This is a genomic window from Xanthomonas sp. NCPPB 1068 (assembly GCF_041479385.2).
In the GTDB taxonomy this organism is placed as follows: Bacteria; Pseudomonadota; Gammaproteobacteria; order Xanthomonadales; family Xanthomonadaceae; genus Xanthomonas; species Xanthomonas cannabis.
In genome coordinates this window covers 852,299-867,852 of sequence record NZ_CM192986.1, presented here as the reverse complement: position 1 = coordinate 867,852, position 15,554 = coordinate 852,299, and the positions used below count along the sequence as shown (strand labels likewise).

12 protein-coding genes are annotated in these 15,554 nt (G+C 66.4%); all 12 read right to left on the bottom strand.

Features of this window, described 5'->3' with window-relative positions; all coding sequences use genetic code 11:
• Positions 1 to 120 precede the first annotated feature (120 nt).
• The 12 genes from ACCQ12_RS03665 to gspG all read right to left on the bottom strand — a co-directional run bounded on the left by ACCQ12_RS03665 (position 121) and on the right by gspG (position 15,536).
• Positions 121 to 1,287: an acyltransferase family protein gene (locus ACCQ12_RS03665; protein WP_372382974.1), complete on the bottom strand. Its 1,167-nt coding sequence runs from the start codon at positions 1,285 to 1,287 to the stop codon at positions 121 to 123.
• Positions 1,288 to 1,408: 121 nt separating this feature from the next.
• On the bottom strand, positions 1,409 to 3,832 hold the full coding sequence (locus ACCQ12_RS03660; RefSeq protein ID WP_372382973.1) for an alpha-N-acetylglucosaminidase: 2,424 nt from the start codon (positions 3,830 to 3,832) through the stop codon (positions 1,409 to 1,411).
• Positions 3,829 to 6,717, bottom strand: coding sequence for a beta-galactosidase GalA (gene galA / locus ACCQ12_RS03655; RefSeq protein ID WP_372382972.1), 2,889 nt, complete (start codon positions 6,715 to 6,717; stop codon positions 3,829 to 3,831). The genes ACCQ12_RS03660 and galA overlap by 4 nt, the downstream gene beginning before the upstream one ends.
• 171 nt (positions 6,718 to 6,888) lie before the next feature.
• The gene (locus tag ACCQ12_RS03650) at positions 6,889 to 9,597 is read right to left on the bottom strand and encodes a TonB-dependent receptor (protein ID WP_166750330.1); all 2,709 of its coding nucleotides are present in this window, start codon (positions 9,595 to 9,597) and stop codon (positions 6,889 to 6,891) included.
• Positions 9,598 to 10,323: 726 nt separating this feature from the next.
• Entirely contained in the window at positions 10,324 to 11,034 is a 711-nt protein-coding gene (gene gspN / locus ACCQ12_RS03645) for a type II secretion system protein N (protein WP_047697280.1), read from the bottom strand.
• A gap of 5 nt (positions 11,035 to 11,039) precedes the next feature.
• Positions 11,040 to 11,516 (bottom strand): type II secretion system protein M, encoded by a 477-nt coding sequence (locus tag ACCQ12_RS03640; protein WP_166750331.1) that lies wholly within the window; start codon positions 11,514 to 11,516, stop codon positions 11,040 to 11,042.
• Complete coding sequence (gene gspL, locus ACCQ12_RS03635; RefSeq protein ID WP_372382971.1) at positions 11,513 to 12,610, bottom strand: type II secretion system protein GspL; 1,098 nt, start codon at positions 12,608 to 12,610, stop codon at positions 11,513 to 11,515. The genes ACCQ12_RS03640 and gspL overlap by 4 nt, the downstream gene beginning before the upstream one ends.
• The gene (gene gspK / locus ACCQ12_RS03630) at positions 12,607 to 13,599 is read right to left on the bottom strand and encodes a type II secretion system minor pseudopilin GspK (protein ID WP_372382970.1); all 993 of its coding nucleotides are present in this window, start codon (positions 13,597 to 13,599) and stop codon (positions 12,607 to 12,609) included. The genes gspL and gspK overlap by 4 nt, the downstream gene beginning before the upstream one ends.
• Positions 13,596 to 14,198 carry a type II secretion system minor pseudopilin GspJ gene (gene gspJ / locus ACCQ12_RS03625; protein ID WP_372382969.1) on the bottom strand — a complete coding sequence of 201 codons (603 nt, stop codon included), beginning with the start codon at positions 14,196 to 14,198 and terminating at the stop codon, positions 13,596 to 13,598. The genes gspK and gspJ overlap by 4 nt, the downstream gene beginning before the upstream one ends.
• Positions 14,195 to 14,575 carry a type II secretion system minor pseudopilin GspI gene (gene gspI, locus ACCQ12_RS03620; RefSeq protein ID WP_372382968.1) on the bottom strand — a complete coding sequence of 127 codons (381 nt, stop codon included), beginning with the start codon at positions 14,573 to 14,575 and terminating at the stop codon, positions 14,195 to 14,197. Before gspI ends, gspJ begins: the two co-directional genes overlap by 4 nt.
• Entirely contained in the window at positions 14,559 to 15,029 is a 471-nt protein-coding gene (locus tag ACCQ12_RS03615) for a GspH/FimT family pseudopilin (RefSeq protein WP_372382967.1), read from the bottom strand. The genes gspI and ACCQ12_RS03615 overlap by 17 nt, the downstream gene beginning before the upstream one ends.
• A gap of 42 nt (positions 15,030 to 15,071) precedes the next feature.
• On the bottom strand, positions 15,072 to 15,536 hold the full coding sequence (gene gspG / locus ACCQ12_RS03610) for a type II secretion system major pseudopilin GspG (RefSeq protein WP_372382966.1): 465 nt from the start codon (positions 15,534 to 15,536) through the stop codon (positions 15,072 to 15,074).
• Between the last annotated feature and the right edge of the window lie 18 nt (positions 15,537 to 15,554).

Below are 15,554 nucleotides of genomic sequence, written 5' to 3'. Positions count from 1 at the left end.
TCGTTAGGTCCAATATAGTACCAATTTGACCGCAGCGCATTAGCTGCGGGTGGGCATGCCGAAAACCAGCCCGGCACTGCAAGCACCCGGGGCTGCGTCACTGGGCGCGGGGCCGGGCGATCACAGCCGCAGGTACCAGCGCCTTCGGTCCATCCACCAGCCCACGGCCCAGCACAGCAGCGTGTAGCTCAGCGCGCATAGCAGCGAACCGAGCGGGCCCGGCGCGATGGTCTGGAACACGCGAATGCCGGCCCAGGCGTAAAGGTCCAGCCCGGAACCGCCGGCCGGGAGCAGCCGCAATAGCACCACGAACAATTCGGAGAACAGGTAGATCGCCAGCGGGTTGCGGCCCAGCACGGTGAAAAAGCCGCTACCGCCGGTCCAGCCGCGCAACTCCAGCAGGTAGACGAGCATGCCCAGCACCAGCAGGTCCAGGCCCACTGTGCAGGCGACGAACGACCCGCTCCAGAGCTTCTTCGACAACGGCCAGGCCGGGTGCCAGAGCAACGCCAGCAGCACCAGTCCCGCGCCCGCCAGCAACAGGCTGCGCGTGGCGGCAGCGGTCTTGCCGCGCCGCTGCAGGAAGCGTCCTCCCAGATAACCGGCCAGCACGTTGACGGTGGCCGGCAGCGTGCCGAGCAGGCCCTCGGGGTCGAAGCCGTCGTCTTTGCGGTACAGGTGCGCGCGCCCGTACAGCCATAGATCCAGCCGGGTGCCGGCGTTGCCGGTCTTGCTCAACTCCGCCCCGGGCTGGCCGACCAGATACAACACCGCCCAGTAGCCCAGCAGCAACGCCACGCAGGCCGGCGCGATGCCGCGTGGCGGCAGATAGCGCACCAGCAGTGCTGCGAGCAGATAGCACAGCGCGATGCGCTGCAGCACACCGGTGAGGCGGAGTTGATCGACTGCCGTGAACGCCCATCCACCGCCGGGCTGCGGATGCACAAACGGGAACCAGTACATCAGCACGCCGCACACGAAGATCAGCGCCGCGCGCTTGCTCACGCGGCCGAGAAACTGCCAATGTGGCGTATCGGTTGCCAGCGCAAAACTCATCGCGCTACCCACCGCGAACAGAAACGAAGGAAACACCAGATCGGCAAGCGTGAAGCCGAACCAGGCAGCGTGCGTCAGCTGCGCATACGCCTGCGCGCCCGGCCCGGCGGTATTGACTAGGATCATCAGGAAGATGGTCAGGCCGCGGAAGACGTCCAGCGAGAGAAAGCGTTCACGCTTTGGCGGTGTGGGTACGGTGCCAGCCGCAGCAGGGACTGTGTGCGCGCTCATTGCAGTGCCTTGCCCAGGGTCTGCCGGTGAGGCCGACATGCGTCTGTGCCACCTATGAGCTGCGTGCTTGCAGCGGCGCTACCACGCTCCAGCACGAGCAGCATGTGCAATCCGGATCTGTTCATTGCGCAGTTCCTTGCGTGGTGCTGTGCACGGCGCCGTGCGCAATCTCTTGCACGTTTTCCTTGGCGATGCCTTGCATTGCGCTTTGCCTGGCGCTTTCCGCTGCGCTCTGCACGTCATCCTGCGCGTCCACCTGCGCCAGCAATGTGCGCAGCAAGGTCAATGGATCGCGCGGTGGCTGACGCTTCGATACCGCACCCTGCTCGGCCCATTGGCGTTCCCACGCTGCAAGCTGGGTATTGACCGCCGCTGCGTCGAACGGCGTGCCTGCCTTGCGCGCAGCACGGTAGCTGCTCAAAAACCGCGTCCAGCGCTGCAGATAGAAATCCGCGTACATGCCCTGCCACGCCTTGGACGCGTAATCGGCCAGATTGCCGTCGCCGCCCCAGACGCTGACCTGGGCACGCGCATTGCCGACATAGGCGCGACGCAACGCGGCATCGTCGCCCGCTGCGGCAGCCGCCTGGCCGGTCCAGTCGGCCAGGGTTTCGTGTTGGCCGCCGACCAGTGCATCGAGCCCTTGCACCAATCGTGTCGTGCGCGCCAACAACGCATCCCCCCGTGCGAAGTCGCCGGCCGTGTAGGCCTGCACCACCGCCTGCAGTTGGCGGTCGGCGTGCAGGCTGAGGTAATGCCGCGCATCTTCGATCAGGTCGTAGCGGTATAGCGGTACATCGGCATAGCGGTCTGCTTGCTGCAACAATGCGTCGATCGCGCGGCGCAGGCGTTGTGGATCGCCGGGGCGATCGTCGAAGCCGACGATGTCGGCAGTCGGCCGCTTGAACAGCAGATACGCACCGGCACGCTTGTTCCACCAGCGCGGCGACCAGTACCGGGTCTGATAGATGCCGGCTTCCAGCTCCGACCAGGCCTGCAGCAATACCCCGTCGCTGCGGCCGTAGCGCGCACGCGTGTACTGCGTGAGCCACTGCGACCAGGATTGCTGCGGCCCTTCCCAGGCCAGCGCGTACAGATACTCGTAGACCACCGAGTTGCTGTGCAAGCCTTCGGGAAACACGCCAAACCCGCGCAGATTGCGTTTGTCCGGATCGGCCAGCAAGGCCTGCAGATCCTGTCGATAAAACGCGAAGTCACCGTACAACGGATTGCTGGCACCGTAGTTGTGCACGTAGCCGTAAATCCACTGTTTGTTGTCGAAGGCCTGCGAGGCCTTCCAGGTGCCGGGATAACGGTCGTTGCCGATGTCCAGCACCATCAAGCGCGCATCGGGCACCTTGCCCAGAAACGCGGCGATCGCCTGCGGTTGCCAGAACTCGCGGTCGGCGCCGAACAGCCAGCCCTGCATCACCCAGGTGGCCTGTGGATTGACCTGCGCAATGGAGCGATACAAGGCCTGCCCGTACTCGGCCAGGCGCGCATCCCGTTGCGCCGCTGGCACGGCCTTGGCACGTGCGGCGTCGGAGTTGGCGATGCTGTCGCCGTACTTGGCGGCGGCCACGTCGCTGCCGTCGTCGGCCACCGGCGGCAGCATTTCGTTGAAGGCATCGGCCAGATAGAACTCGCCTGCGCCGTAGGTCTGCGTGTACAGCTCGAGGAAACGGCGTGCGACTTTGGCGAACAACGGATCGCGCGGATCCAGCCAATAGGTTTCGTGGAAACCTTCCCAGGCGCGCATGCGGTAGATGCGCGCGTTCGGATGCGCCTGCGCGAACGCCTTGGGCACGTAACCGGCAAATGCCGGCAACACCGGCTGCATGCCCAGCTCGTGCATGCGCGTTAGGATCTGCGTCTGCAGTACGCGCTTGCTGTCGATCCATTGCTGCGGCAACGGCGCGCGATAGCCCTCGATATTGCCCATGCGTTGCCATGGGGTGAATGCCGGGCCGGAGAAGTATTCCGCCAACGTGTCATCGCTGACATCGAACTCGCGCCACAGCGCCTGCCAGATCGCCTCCTGTCCTTCCATCGCCAGCGGCATGTCGATGCCGTGCAACGCCATCCAGTCGATCTCGCGCTGCCAGCGTGACCAATCCCAGAACGGCGTGGTGTAGCCGTAGGTGCAGGTGTTGAGATAGGCGCGATGGGCAAACGGCGTACGCACCTGGCCGCTGTGGTAGGCCGGCCATTGCGCCGGCAGTGCGACGCGGTCGCCTTCCCAACTCATCGAGGCCGCGCCGGCCTGGCCGAGATACGCGTAGGCGGCGCGTGCCAATGCCACTTGCGAGGAGCCGGCAATGCGCACGGTGTCGCCGCCGGCGTCGATGCGGTACCAGTCCGCGCCGTCGCCGCGCGGCGCCACGGTCATCTCGAACTGCGCGGCGCGCGGGCCGATCAAACGTTGCACCACCGCTTGTGCGGGCGGTGCGGCCAGCACGCTGTGCGGAAGTGCGAGCAGCGCGCTCAGCACCGCGCCGGCAAATAGACGTGCGGGTGACGACGGTAAGAACGATGAGGCGATCATGGCGAGTTCCGGTGGTGCACGGTGACGACGTCGTGGAATCCAAACGGCTGGTCGGCGGGAACCTGCAGGATCACCGCCAGCGTGCGCGTGCCGGTCGCGGGTGCAAGCACCAACTTGATCGGCGTGCCAGCGGCCGCTTGCGCCACGGCGCGGCCATCCAGAAACACCTGCGCCGGCCCACTGAGGCGCCCCAGATCGAGCATGCCGCCGTGGGTCTGCACGCCTTGCCACGGTGTGAACTGGGTGCGGTACAACACGTAGCCGGCGCGTTCGGGCGCGGTTTCCAGCGTGCCGGGCAAGGTGTTGCTCCAGCTATTGTTGTCGTTGGGGCGGCGCGACAGATCCGCCGGCGGCGGCTGCGCGAAGGCGGCGGTGTGGCGCCAGCTTTCGACCACCATCACCGGCGCCACGATCGGAACGCTGGCTGGCAGCGGCACGGCCACGCGCGCGATCTCGAGCACCGCATCGCGCAAGCCTGCGCTGCGCGCCTGCAGCCGTAACACGCCGGCGCCGCGCCCGGCCTGCACGATCGCCTGCGCCAGCCCGTTGAACAAGGCCACGTGCGTGCCCTGATCGGCGGCGTGCGCATTCGGGTCGCCATTGCCCAGGCCGAGCAAGCGGCCACCGCTGATCTGCAGCGTCAGCAACGCATTGCAATCGGGCACGTGGCGGCCCTGTGCATCCAGCGCCTCCAAGGTCACCGGTTGCGCATCGCGGCCATCGTCGCGTAGCTGGGTGCGGTCCGGCGTGAGCCGCAACGCGACCGGCGCGCCGGTGGTTTCCACTCGCGTACGCGCCACCTCGCGGCCGTCGCGCCAGGCCACCGCTTCGAGCACGCCTGGCGCGTAGTCCAGCTGCCACTGATTCATCTGCGCGCGATCCACCGCCTGTTTCCCCAGCGAGCGGCCGTTGAGCCACAGCTCCACCTGCCCGGCATTGCAGAATGCCATCACCTTGATCGGCCGGCCTTCGCGGCCGGGCCAGTTCCAGTGCGGCAACAGATGCAACACCGGCGTATCGTCGATCCACAACGCGCGACGCAACCAATAGGCACCCTTGGCAAATCCGCACTGGTCCATGATGCCGAAGAACGACCCCACCGACGGCCACTCGAACGGCGTGGGTTCGCCGCGATAATCGAAGCCGGTCCACACGAAACTGCCGGCGACGAATGGGCGTTCGGCAATCAGCTGCCAGGCGCGGCGATGGGTGTTGCCCCAGTCTGCAGCCAGGCTGTCGTCTTCGGCCACCACATGCGCGTGCAGGTCGGTGAACCATGCACCACGCGTCTGGAATGCGCTGGTGTCTTCGCTGGACAACATCGGCGTGCGTGGGCGGGCGGCATGCACGCGGTCGTAGTTGTACTGGCGATAGTTGAAGCCGAGCACGTCCACCACGTCGGCCGCGCCGCGGGTGGCGAACATGCCATCGTTCATGCCGGCCGTGATCGGGCGGCTGTCGTCGAGCGCACGCACCGCGCTGGCGGCGCGCGCCATGATCGCGTAACCGGTGGCGGTGCCCTGCAGCGGTTCTTCGTTGAGCAGCGACCACAGGAACACGCTGGGGTGGTTGCGCTGGCGCCGCACCATGGTGCGCAGCAACGCCACATACTCGGGCGCAGGATTGAACAGCCGATTCTCGGCCATCACCAGCATGCCGAGCCGGTCGCAGGCCTGCAGCAATTCCGGCGCCACCGCGTGATGCAGGCGGATGGCGTTGCAGCCCATCGATTTCAGGCGCTGCAGGCGAAACACATGCAGCGCATCGGGCAGCGCCACGCCAACGCCAGCATGGTCCTGATGCAGGCACACGCCTTTGATCTTGAGCGCGCGGCCATTGAGGAAGAAGCCGTGGTCGGCATCGAAGCGCAGGCTGCGAAAGCCGATGTCGCACTCGGCACGGTCGCTGCGGCCATCTGCGCCGCGCACGTTGGCCTGCACGCGGTACAGCACCGGCGTGTCCAGGCTCCAGCGCTGCGGCTGCGGCACCGACACGTTGATGGCCGCCTGCGCGGTGCCGAATGCAGCCACGCGCAATTGCGTCCCGCCGCTTGCCACGACCACCCCGTTTGGGTCGTGCAGCGCCACATCCACCCACGCGTCGGCGGGCTGTTCGCCGCTGTTGACCAGCTCCAGCTGCACCGGCACCTGCCAGACATCGCCCGGCCCTTCGCGCGGCACCGCTGCCAGACCATCGCCGGCGATATGCAAGGGCGCACGCAGCACCAGCCAGGTGTGCCGGTAGATGCCGCCGCCCTCGTACCACCAGCCATCCATGGCCTCGGCATCGACGCGGATGGCGATGCTGTTCAAGGCATTGCCGTAGCGTGCGACCGGCGTGAGGTCGATGACCAGGCCGGTGTAGCCGCTCCAGCTGCGCGCCATCAGCATGCCGTTGACCCACACGGTGGCGTGGCTGGCGATGCCGTCCAGACGCAGCTCCACCGCCTGGCCGCGCACGGACTCGTCCAGCCGCAGCGTGCGCCGGTACCAGGCAATGCCGCGCGGGCGATAGCCCTGCGCGATGTTGGCGTCGGCGCGCACCGCCTGCTCCACCACGAAATCGTGCGGCAATTGCAGCTGCCGCCAGCCGGTGTCGTCGAAATCCGGTGCCGCCGCACCCCAGGCGCGGCCGGCCTTGGCATTGTCGTAGGTCTCGTCCTGCGCAAGCAGGCGCGGCAACGGCAGATCGCCGGCATGGAAGCGCCAACCCTCGTCCAGGTCCAGCCATTGGCCGCCGTCATCGGTGCCCGCCGGCGCCGGGCGCGGCTTGCCGTCGCTGCTCGCGCGGGCGGTGACAGCGCTCGCCGCGCCTGGCAGCAACGCCGGTACGCCCAGCAGCGACGAGGCGCAGACGCTGCCTTTGATGAACTCACGCCTGCGCATGGCAGCGCCCGCTCGCCTGCACTGCAGGCGCAGCCCGTGACGCACGCCGCGCGGCCGCCGCATGGCGCGCGTCCATCGCGCCTGCGGCGTTGCGCTGACTGACGGCGTTGCACGCGCTCCTGGCTGCGGCACGCAGCGATGCGCGCTGGCACCGCGCTCGCTCGCCCGTCATCACAGCATGTCCCACTGCATCGACAGGTAGTAGCTGCGACCGGTGACACCGGTCATCTGCCAGCGGCTGGCGATGTCCTTGTACGCTTCTTCGGTGCGGTTGGTGAGATTCAAACCACCGAGCTGGAAGCTCAGCTTGTCGTTGACCTGATAGCCGAGCACCGCATCCAGCTGGGTGCGCGCCTTCATGGTGTGGCCTTCGCGCGCGAAGAAGCTGTCGCTGCTGTCCTGTTCGTACTCGCTGCGATGGTTGAGCGAGACGCGCGCCGAATAATGCGCGCTCTCCCAGTACGCGGTGGCGTTCCAGGTCTGTTCGGACAGGTTGCGGATCTGGAAATCGGTATCGCGCTGCGGAATCACCCGGGTGAAATTGGTGGTCACCCCGAAGCCGTCGATCGGCAACCAGGCATCCAGCGATTGCGTCCAGCCCAGCTCGTAACCGCGGATCTTGACCTTGCTCGGGTCGTTGGTGGTGGCGGTGATCTCGTAGATGTCGCCGCCACTGTCCACGCAGTCGCCGGCTGCGTTGCTGGACAGCGCAGTGCCGTTGAAGGCGCCCGGGCAAACGATGCTGTTGAAGGTGCCGTTCTTGATGTTCTTCCAGAACCCGGCCACGGTCAGCGCGCCGCCGTTGCCGTAGTACCACTCCAGGCTCAGGTCGGCCTGGTCGGCGGTCAGCGCCTTCAGATCGGTCTGGCCCTGGGTGACGACATAGGTGGTGGTGCCGCCGGTATTGGTGCCGGTGGAGATCGTCGAGGCGATGGCGGTATTGCTGTCCAGAATCGGCCGCACCAGTACCTTGGCGGCCGCAAAGCGCAGCAGCAGGTCTTCGCGCATGTCCAGCACCAGATTCAGGCTGGGTAGCCAGTTGGAATAGTCGTAGGGTGCGCGCGCAGTACCGATCACCACATTGGCATCGTCGCTGGCCGCCTGCGCCTGGGTCAGGTAGGTGTCGGTGGTGCGCTTGGTGTTCTCATACCGCAGGCCGAGGTTGCCGCGCAGGCGCATGCTGCCGATGTCGGTATCGATGCGCGCCATCGCATAGGCCGAGGAAATATCGTTCTCGATGCTGTAGCTGCTTTGCGGTGCGAACAGCACCGGCACCGTGATGCCGGCGGCCGCCAGCGAGCGGGCATAGGCCGCGATGTCGGGGGTGACCCAGCTGTCCTGCGAGGCCAGCTGCCCGTCGAGGAAGTTGCTGACCGTGCTGTTGGCGGCCGACAACTCCGGGAACATGTCGAAGCCGGACACGGCACCGGTCCTGAGCAGATACAGGAAGTCGCGCCGGCGCACGTCGCGCTCGAAGGTCTCGCGGCGGTACTTGGCGCCGAAGCGCACCGCATTCAATGCACCCAGCTCCAGATACCGTTCGGCATCCAGCTGCAGCGACCATTCCTTGTTGCTGAGCGACTGGATGGAACCGTTGGGGTACTCGCTGCGCACCAGATTGGCCTTGTCCCAGGCGCTGGCATCGGTGGCGTCGGCATCGGTGGTCAGCGAAATCGCGTCGGGATTGGAGGTGTCCAGCAATGTCGCCGAGGGAATCCGGCCCAGGATTGCGGCGCGTTCGTTCTCGTCGGTCTTGCCCTGGGTGTAATTGGCCGCGCCACCGAGCGTCCAGGCATCGCCCTTCCATTTGAAGTCGTAGGTGAACAATTGCGTGGACAGATCGTGTTGTTCGATCTGGCGATTGTTTTCCAGCCAGTAGTCCGATGCCGACACCTGGGTGGCGGTCAAGCCGTTGGTCTGTAGCACCGTCAGCGGGTTGCGCTCGAACGAATACACCAGCTGGTTCATGTCGTTGGCGGTCTTGTCCTGCGAGTACAGCGCAGTGAGGTTCATTTCCAGCTGGTCGTTGGGCTTCCACTGCAGGCCGCCATTGAACATCTTGCGCGTGGTCTCGCGCTCGATCGAGCGATAGCGCGGGCGACGCGGGATGTACAAGGTGCCGGCGTCGGTGTCCTGCGTATACCATCGGTCGATCCACAGATAATCGGCGCGGTCCTTGAGCTTCTGGTAGCCGGTACTGAGGAACACGCCCAGATCGCCGCCACCGAACTTGAACTGGTCGATATAGGTCAGCACCCCCTTGGGCGTGGGCGAGCCGCCGGCAAATTCCGCATATTGGGTCTTGGCCGAAAACAGCAGCTTGGTCTGCTGGTAATCCAGCGGCTTGGTGGTGTTGATGTTGACCGTGCCGGACAGGCCACCGGCGTCCATGTCCGCCGACGGCGACTTGATCACCTCGATCCCTGCAGCCACTTCCGGCTGGATGATGTCGTAGCGGAATCCATCGGTGAAATCGGCGCTCTTGATCACCTGGCCGTTGATGGTGGTGGCCGAGTACTGCGGGCCCAGACCACGCACGCTGATGGTGGAGCCGCGCCCGTTGATGGTGGAGATCTGCACGCCGGGGATGCGCTGGATCGCTTCGGCGATGTTCTCGGCAGGAAACTTGCCGATGTCCTGCGCCGAGATGCCGTCGGTCATGCGCACGTCGTCGCGCTTGTTGTCCATGGCGGTGATCAGGCTCTTCTGGTACGAGCTGGTGACCTTGACGGTGTCGAGCTGGGAGATCTGCGCCGATGCTTCCGGCGGCGATTGCTGCGCCTGCGCGTTGGCGCCACAGGCGAGCAGCGACAGCGCAATGGCAATGGACAGCGAGGAAGGCGAACAACAACGCAACGGGGCACGCGGGACAGGTGACATGGGAGATCCTGAGGTGGAATGGCTGGACGACGACGCGGCTGGCATTCCGATCGATCAGCGATGACAGATCCGGCGTTGGGCAACCCACCCACACGCGCACAGGCCACCAGTTCCGGACATCCGGAACCGCCTGCGATCTGTTGTGTGCGAGCACCCCGTACGGCCCCCCGTGGGTGCCGATGCCCGTCTCCCTCCCAGGACGGACATCGCCTGCCATTGCTGATCAACGGCCCTGATTGGCAAATACCAATTCAGTGGATTTGATTCTTATGGTCTTTAAAAGATCATGTCAACAGTCACTGTCGCAAATGTTCGCTGGCGCTGGCAGATCGGGCGATGCACTGTTTTTAGGGCATTTCTTTGGTGCATACAGGACCATCTGGGTGCAGATCGGGAATCGTTGTCACATAACCAGTCAATGACCAATCTCCGGCCACCAGACCAATTCCCGTTCGGCTTGGGCTGAGCACATCGCCGCGCAATCGTTGCAAGGCGCATCACAGTCCATCATTCCGCGCTTCTACGAGCTCGAGCGCGGCGCGCAAGCCTCGTCACTACAGCCAGCCAGTTGTAGCGATGACTGCCTGCGGCCATGGGGCCGACAACGTTGTCAGCAGACTGATCGGGTACCGCGCTACATCGGTCTGGACCAAGCCACCGCCGTCAGACATGCACGCTAATGGTGCAGGAGAACGCGTGCTTGGCGCGTAGCAGGCAACGCTGCGCTCAGCGCAGCTGCCCCTGGTCGATGCGCAGCAAGTTGCGCTCTGGGGTAGCGGCGAAGCCCAAGAGTTGCAGAGCCACCCCCAGCACCGCGTCCTCACCCGGATCGACACGTGACTGCAGCTGCCAACGCCCATCGCGCCAGAGTTGCAGTTGTGTGGTGGCCTGCACGCCGGCAGGCAGCGCAGTGTCGGGCAGCAGGGTCAGCACGGCGGTGTCGTCCACGCAGCGCGGCTGTCCGGACAAGCGCAACGGAGGCAGACCGGGCACGTCACCGATGCCACTCGACAGCAACTGCACACTGACCTGCCCACGCGCCTGCACGCAGCGGGTGGCATCGAACAGCAGATCCACCCGCTGCAGCTCCACTGCCAGATCGATCAACGCCAGGCCCGCTGGTTGGCGCACCAACACCTGCCCCTGCGCATCGCGGATTCCGTGTTGTGCGCCATCCACCAGCTGAAGTTGCAGCTGCGTGGACTGCAAGTGCACCTGACGCTCGCCTCGCAACAGTGCACCGACGCGCGGCCGCACCGCGACATCGCCGAATGCGATGCCGTGCCATTGCACCTGCCTCAAGGTACCCGCCCATACCGGCCCCTCCACCTCCAGCACCGAGAAGGGCAGCCCCTCGCGTGGCAGCACCAGGCGCAACGGCAGCGATGCCAGCAGCGCGGCACCCAGCATCAACAGCAAGAGCAAGGTCCAACGTATTCGTGTCACGGGACAGGTTCCGCAAACCCGCAGCGTACGCGGAGTTGGCCCTGATCGCGCACGACGCTCAGCTGGGTCGGGGCCAGGCCGTGTGCTTGCCGCAACCGCTCGAGCCAGCCGAACAGCGCAGCGGCGCTGACCGCATCGATCTGCACCTCCACCCCACCCGCCGCGCTGCGCTGCTGCAAGCTGATGGTGACGCCGGCATCGCGTGCGCTGGTTGCGATGATCCCGGCCAATGCCGCGGGGCCCGGGGCGGCGCTGCGCTTGGTCGACGCTGCCTGCGCAGAAGTGTCGAGGACCAGCTGCGCTGCATCGGCGTAGCGCGCCCAGGCCCGGTCATGCCAGTGCCGCAATGGGGTGTAGAGCGCATACCAACCAATGAACGCCGCCAGCGCAGCGCACATCAGACCCAGCATGCGCCGCTCGCGCGGCGCCCGCGCCTGCCACCACTGCGCGCCGCGTTGCAAAGACGCCTTCATCGCAACGGCTCCAGTGCGAATGGCGTCCGCATGCGATCGTCTTCGACCTGACTGCCGCCGGGATCAATGTGCCAACCCGCCTCGGCAAGCCGGGCAGATAGCTGTTGCAGGTCTGCTCCATCGGTGTGCAGCAAGGTCGCGCGCAGCGGCTGTGTGGCGCGGTAATCGAGCTGGTCCAGTTCCGCAGCCGGAAGCGTATCGACCGCTGCGAACAGGGCACCCAGTTGCACGGCCAGCCGATCGGCCGCCGTGCCCGCCTGGCGGCGTGCCTGCAGTGCGGCAGGCACCGCCGCTGCATCGCGCACACCCAACTGCGCGGCGACGCGTGCTTGCAGCACACGCGCACCGATCTCGTAGCGCAACGTTTGCGCAAGCAGCAACAGCAGCGGTGAGACCACCAGCAGCGCCAGCAATGCGGCCAGCATGCGCAAACTGAAACCGGAGCGCGCTTGTGGCCGGATTGCAAAGGCGTGCTGCCGCAGATCGAGCGGGGCTGTCACGGCATGGCGCGCGAACTGCGCGATGGCGCGGTGCGGATCTGCCTCCGGCGGCAGCGTTGCTGCACGCGGTTGCGCGGCGAGCAGCAGCTGCGCAAGCGGCGGCTCCAGGCTGCAGGCCAGGCGCGGCCCGCGTAGCAGCCAGCGCCCATCCCATTCCACCACGGTGGGTGCCTGATCGGCATCGGCGTTGTCCAGCAACAGACAATCCGGCACCACCGTATCGGGCACCACGCCCACACTCGCGGCGCGCTGCAACCACTGGTGCATCACCGCAGCGTCCACGGCCGCAACCAGGCGTGTGCCGTCGGGCTCGGCCTGTTCGGCGATTGCCACATGCACGGCCTGCGCATCGGTGGCCAGATGCTCGGCCAGTTGCAGCCGCGCGGCCGCCACCGATTGCGCAACGCTGCGGCCTGGCAGCGTCATCCAGCGCAGATGCACCGCACTGCCCGGCACCACCAGCAGCGTGTGCGCGGAACGTTCGTGCAGTGCGCTGGGCGTGTGCTGCACCAGGGCATGCCCCTGCGCATCCACGCGCACGGCAATGGGGTCTGCCGCGGCATCGGCTGGCAGCAACAGCAAGGTACTACTCATTCGTCGGAACTCCATTGGCGCGCCACCAGCCGCACACGGCCGGCTGCTTCCTGTTGCAGCAACGCTTCCAGCAGGACCTGCGCGCCGGCATGGTCGACCTGGCTGTAAAGAGAGAAATAGTGGGTGCGGAGTTCGATCTGTTCCAACACTGCATTGGCAGGCTCGGCCTGCAGCAACGCCGGCTGGCTAAGGAACGTCCTGACGTCGCGCCATCCTCCGGCCGGCCGTGCGGCGATGACGCTTCGCGCGGCCGGCAACGCCAGTGCACCGCCGGTCAGCGCCACCAGCACCGGCGCATCCTGCAGGCGCAGCGTGTTGACGTTGATCGGCGACAGGCGTCCTTCCGGCAGCGCACACACGTACGGCTGCAGTTGCGCGACCAGCTGCGGCGTGTAGCCGTCGATGGCACGCAGTTCGCTGATGCCTGCCAGCAACGTCGCACCGGTGCGCAGCGGCACGGCAGCCTGCAGGTAGCGGTCGTCTTCGGCACCTTGCGCGCCGGGCTGCGCGTCGCTGTCGATCCAGTCCACCAGCGCATCGGTCAGCGCCTGCGCCTTTTGCGGGGCGATGCCCAGCACTTCGAGCAAGGCGCGGTATTGACGTGCACCTTCGTCGCTGCGCTGCCATTGCTCGGGCGCACCGACGACCACGCTGTTGAGATTGAAGCAGCCGCCGCGGTCGCGCAGGCGCACGCTCACGGCACCGTCGTCCAACGGAAAGCGGATCGGCTGGTCGTTCCAGCCGCCGTCCAGGGTGGTGCGCAGCGGATCGCGCTTTGCCATGGCCTGCAGCCGTTGGCGCGCGACGGTCTCGCTCCCCAGTGCGTACCACTGCGCCTGCGTCATCGCCGCGCCATTGCCGCTACGGCGCAGCCCAAAGCGCAGGTCGTCCAGCACGGCGGCCATCAGCAAGGTCATCACTGCAACCAGCAGCAACACCGTGAGCAAGGCCACGCCCCGTTGCCTGGCAGGGACGTGCAGTGTGCTCATGTGCGCCCCTCCGGCAGCAGGAACAGCTGGCGCACCCGTCCCCAGTGTTCCAGCTCCAGCTCCAGCGCGACCGCATCCGGCACTGCTTCCAGCCCGCCGCTCCAGCCATCGCTCCACTGCGCGCGGTAATGGAACGCCACCACTGCCGAGCGCACACCGCGCAACAGCACTTGCGGCGTGCCGGCGGTTGCGCCGTCGAGCGCAGGGCGTGCGCTGCGCTCCAGCCGCCCATCCACCACGAGGTATTCCACGTATTGCAGCGACGCACGCGGCAACTGGTCCGGATTGCTCCAGCCACGCCGCACAAAGCCGAACAACGGCCCCTGCGTCCCCGGCGCGCTTGCGACAAATGCACTGCGGGCGGCACCTCCCTCGCTGTTGCGGGTGCGGCGCACTGCGGCCTGTTGCAGATCGCTGCGTAGCAGGCCATGCATGAGTTGGAAATCGCGAATCTGCTGCAGCCGCGCACGCACGACATCGCGCTGATCGATACTCTGCCGCATCACCACCACCGCCGCTGCGGCCACCAGCGCGAATACCGCCAGAGCCACCAGCAGTTCGATCAAGGTGAAGCCGCGCGTGCGCTGCCTGCGGATCATTCGACACTCCGCAACACACTCAGACTGGCCACTTCCTGCGCCTGGCCTGCGGCGCGCACGCGCACCTCGATCCGCACCAGGCCTGCAGCGCCGGCCGGCATGGCCTGGCGTTGCCACTCCCAGCGGCGATCGCCGAGCACTGCCTGCCCGTTCGCCGGTGCGCGTACGGCAGCAGCGGGCGACAGCATCGCTTCGATGGCCTGGTTCTCTGCCACCACCGCAGCCAGTGCACGCTCTTCCAGCACCACCGCCGTGCGGGTGCTCTCGCCGAACAGATTCAACAGACCGACCACCGCCATGCCGAAGATCGCCAGCGCGACCATCAGTTCGAGCAGCGAAAAACCGCCCGATGCGCGTGGCTCAGCGCGAGGGCGCATCGACCTGCACCACACCGGCGGCATCCACCACCACCTGCATCTGCTGCCGACCATCCCCCAAAGCGATGCGTTGCGGCGTGGCCGCACCGGTGGGATCGAAACGCACGCTCAGTCGCTCGCTGCCGGCGGGCAACTGCGCCTGGATGCCGTCCGGCCAGCGCATGGCTGCGAACGGCGTTTCATCCAACACGATCCAGCGCTGCTGCGCCTGGCGACGGAACGCGTAGCCGCCGGCATCGATACTGACCTCTACCATGCGCAAACTCATGATCGCCTCATCGCGTGCCTGCATCAGCGCGCTGGCCAGGGTATCGGCGTGATCGTGCAGATCGCGCTGCGTATCGGGCAAGGTCATCACCACCAGCGTGCTGGCAAGCGCGGTGATCACCAGCACCGCGAGCACCTCGAGCAGGGTGAAGCCGCGCGCGTGCGTTGGCGCCGCGTGCACTCGCATGCACATGGATGGTGGCTGTGCAGTGGCAGGTACTGTCGGCACTCAGCGCCAGTTGCCGATATCGGCGTTGTCGGCATCGCCGCCCTCTGCACCATCGGCGCCAAACGAGTAGACGTCGAAGCCGCCGTTGCGGCCCGGGCGGCGGTATTGATAGGCGTGGCCCCACGGGTCTTCCGGCAGCCGCCGGATATAGCCGCCCTGCCGATAACGCTCTGGTCGCGTCAATCCGCTCGGCGGGTTGAGCAAGGCCTGCAGCCCTTGTTCGGTGCTCGGGTAGCTGAGGTTGTCCAGGCGGTAGGTTTCCAGCGCCTGTTCCAGCACTGCCACATCGGCGCGCGCTTTTTCGACCATGGCGCGGTCCTGGCTGGGCATCACGTTGATCATCACCACGGTGGCGAGCAGGCCGATGATGACGATGACCACCATCAGCTCGACCAGGGTGAAGCCACGCGCGCGTTTGCGCGAGATGAGTGCGTCGATGCGTGCACGGCATTGAAGGGGCTGCATGAAGGTCTCCGGGAGAAA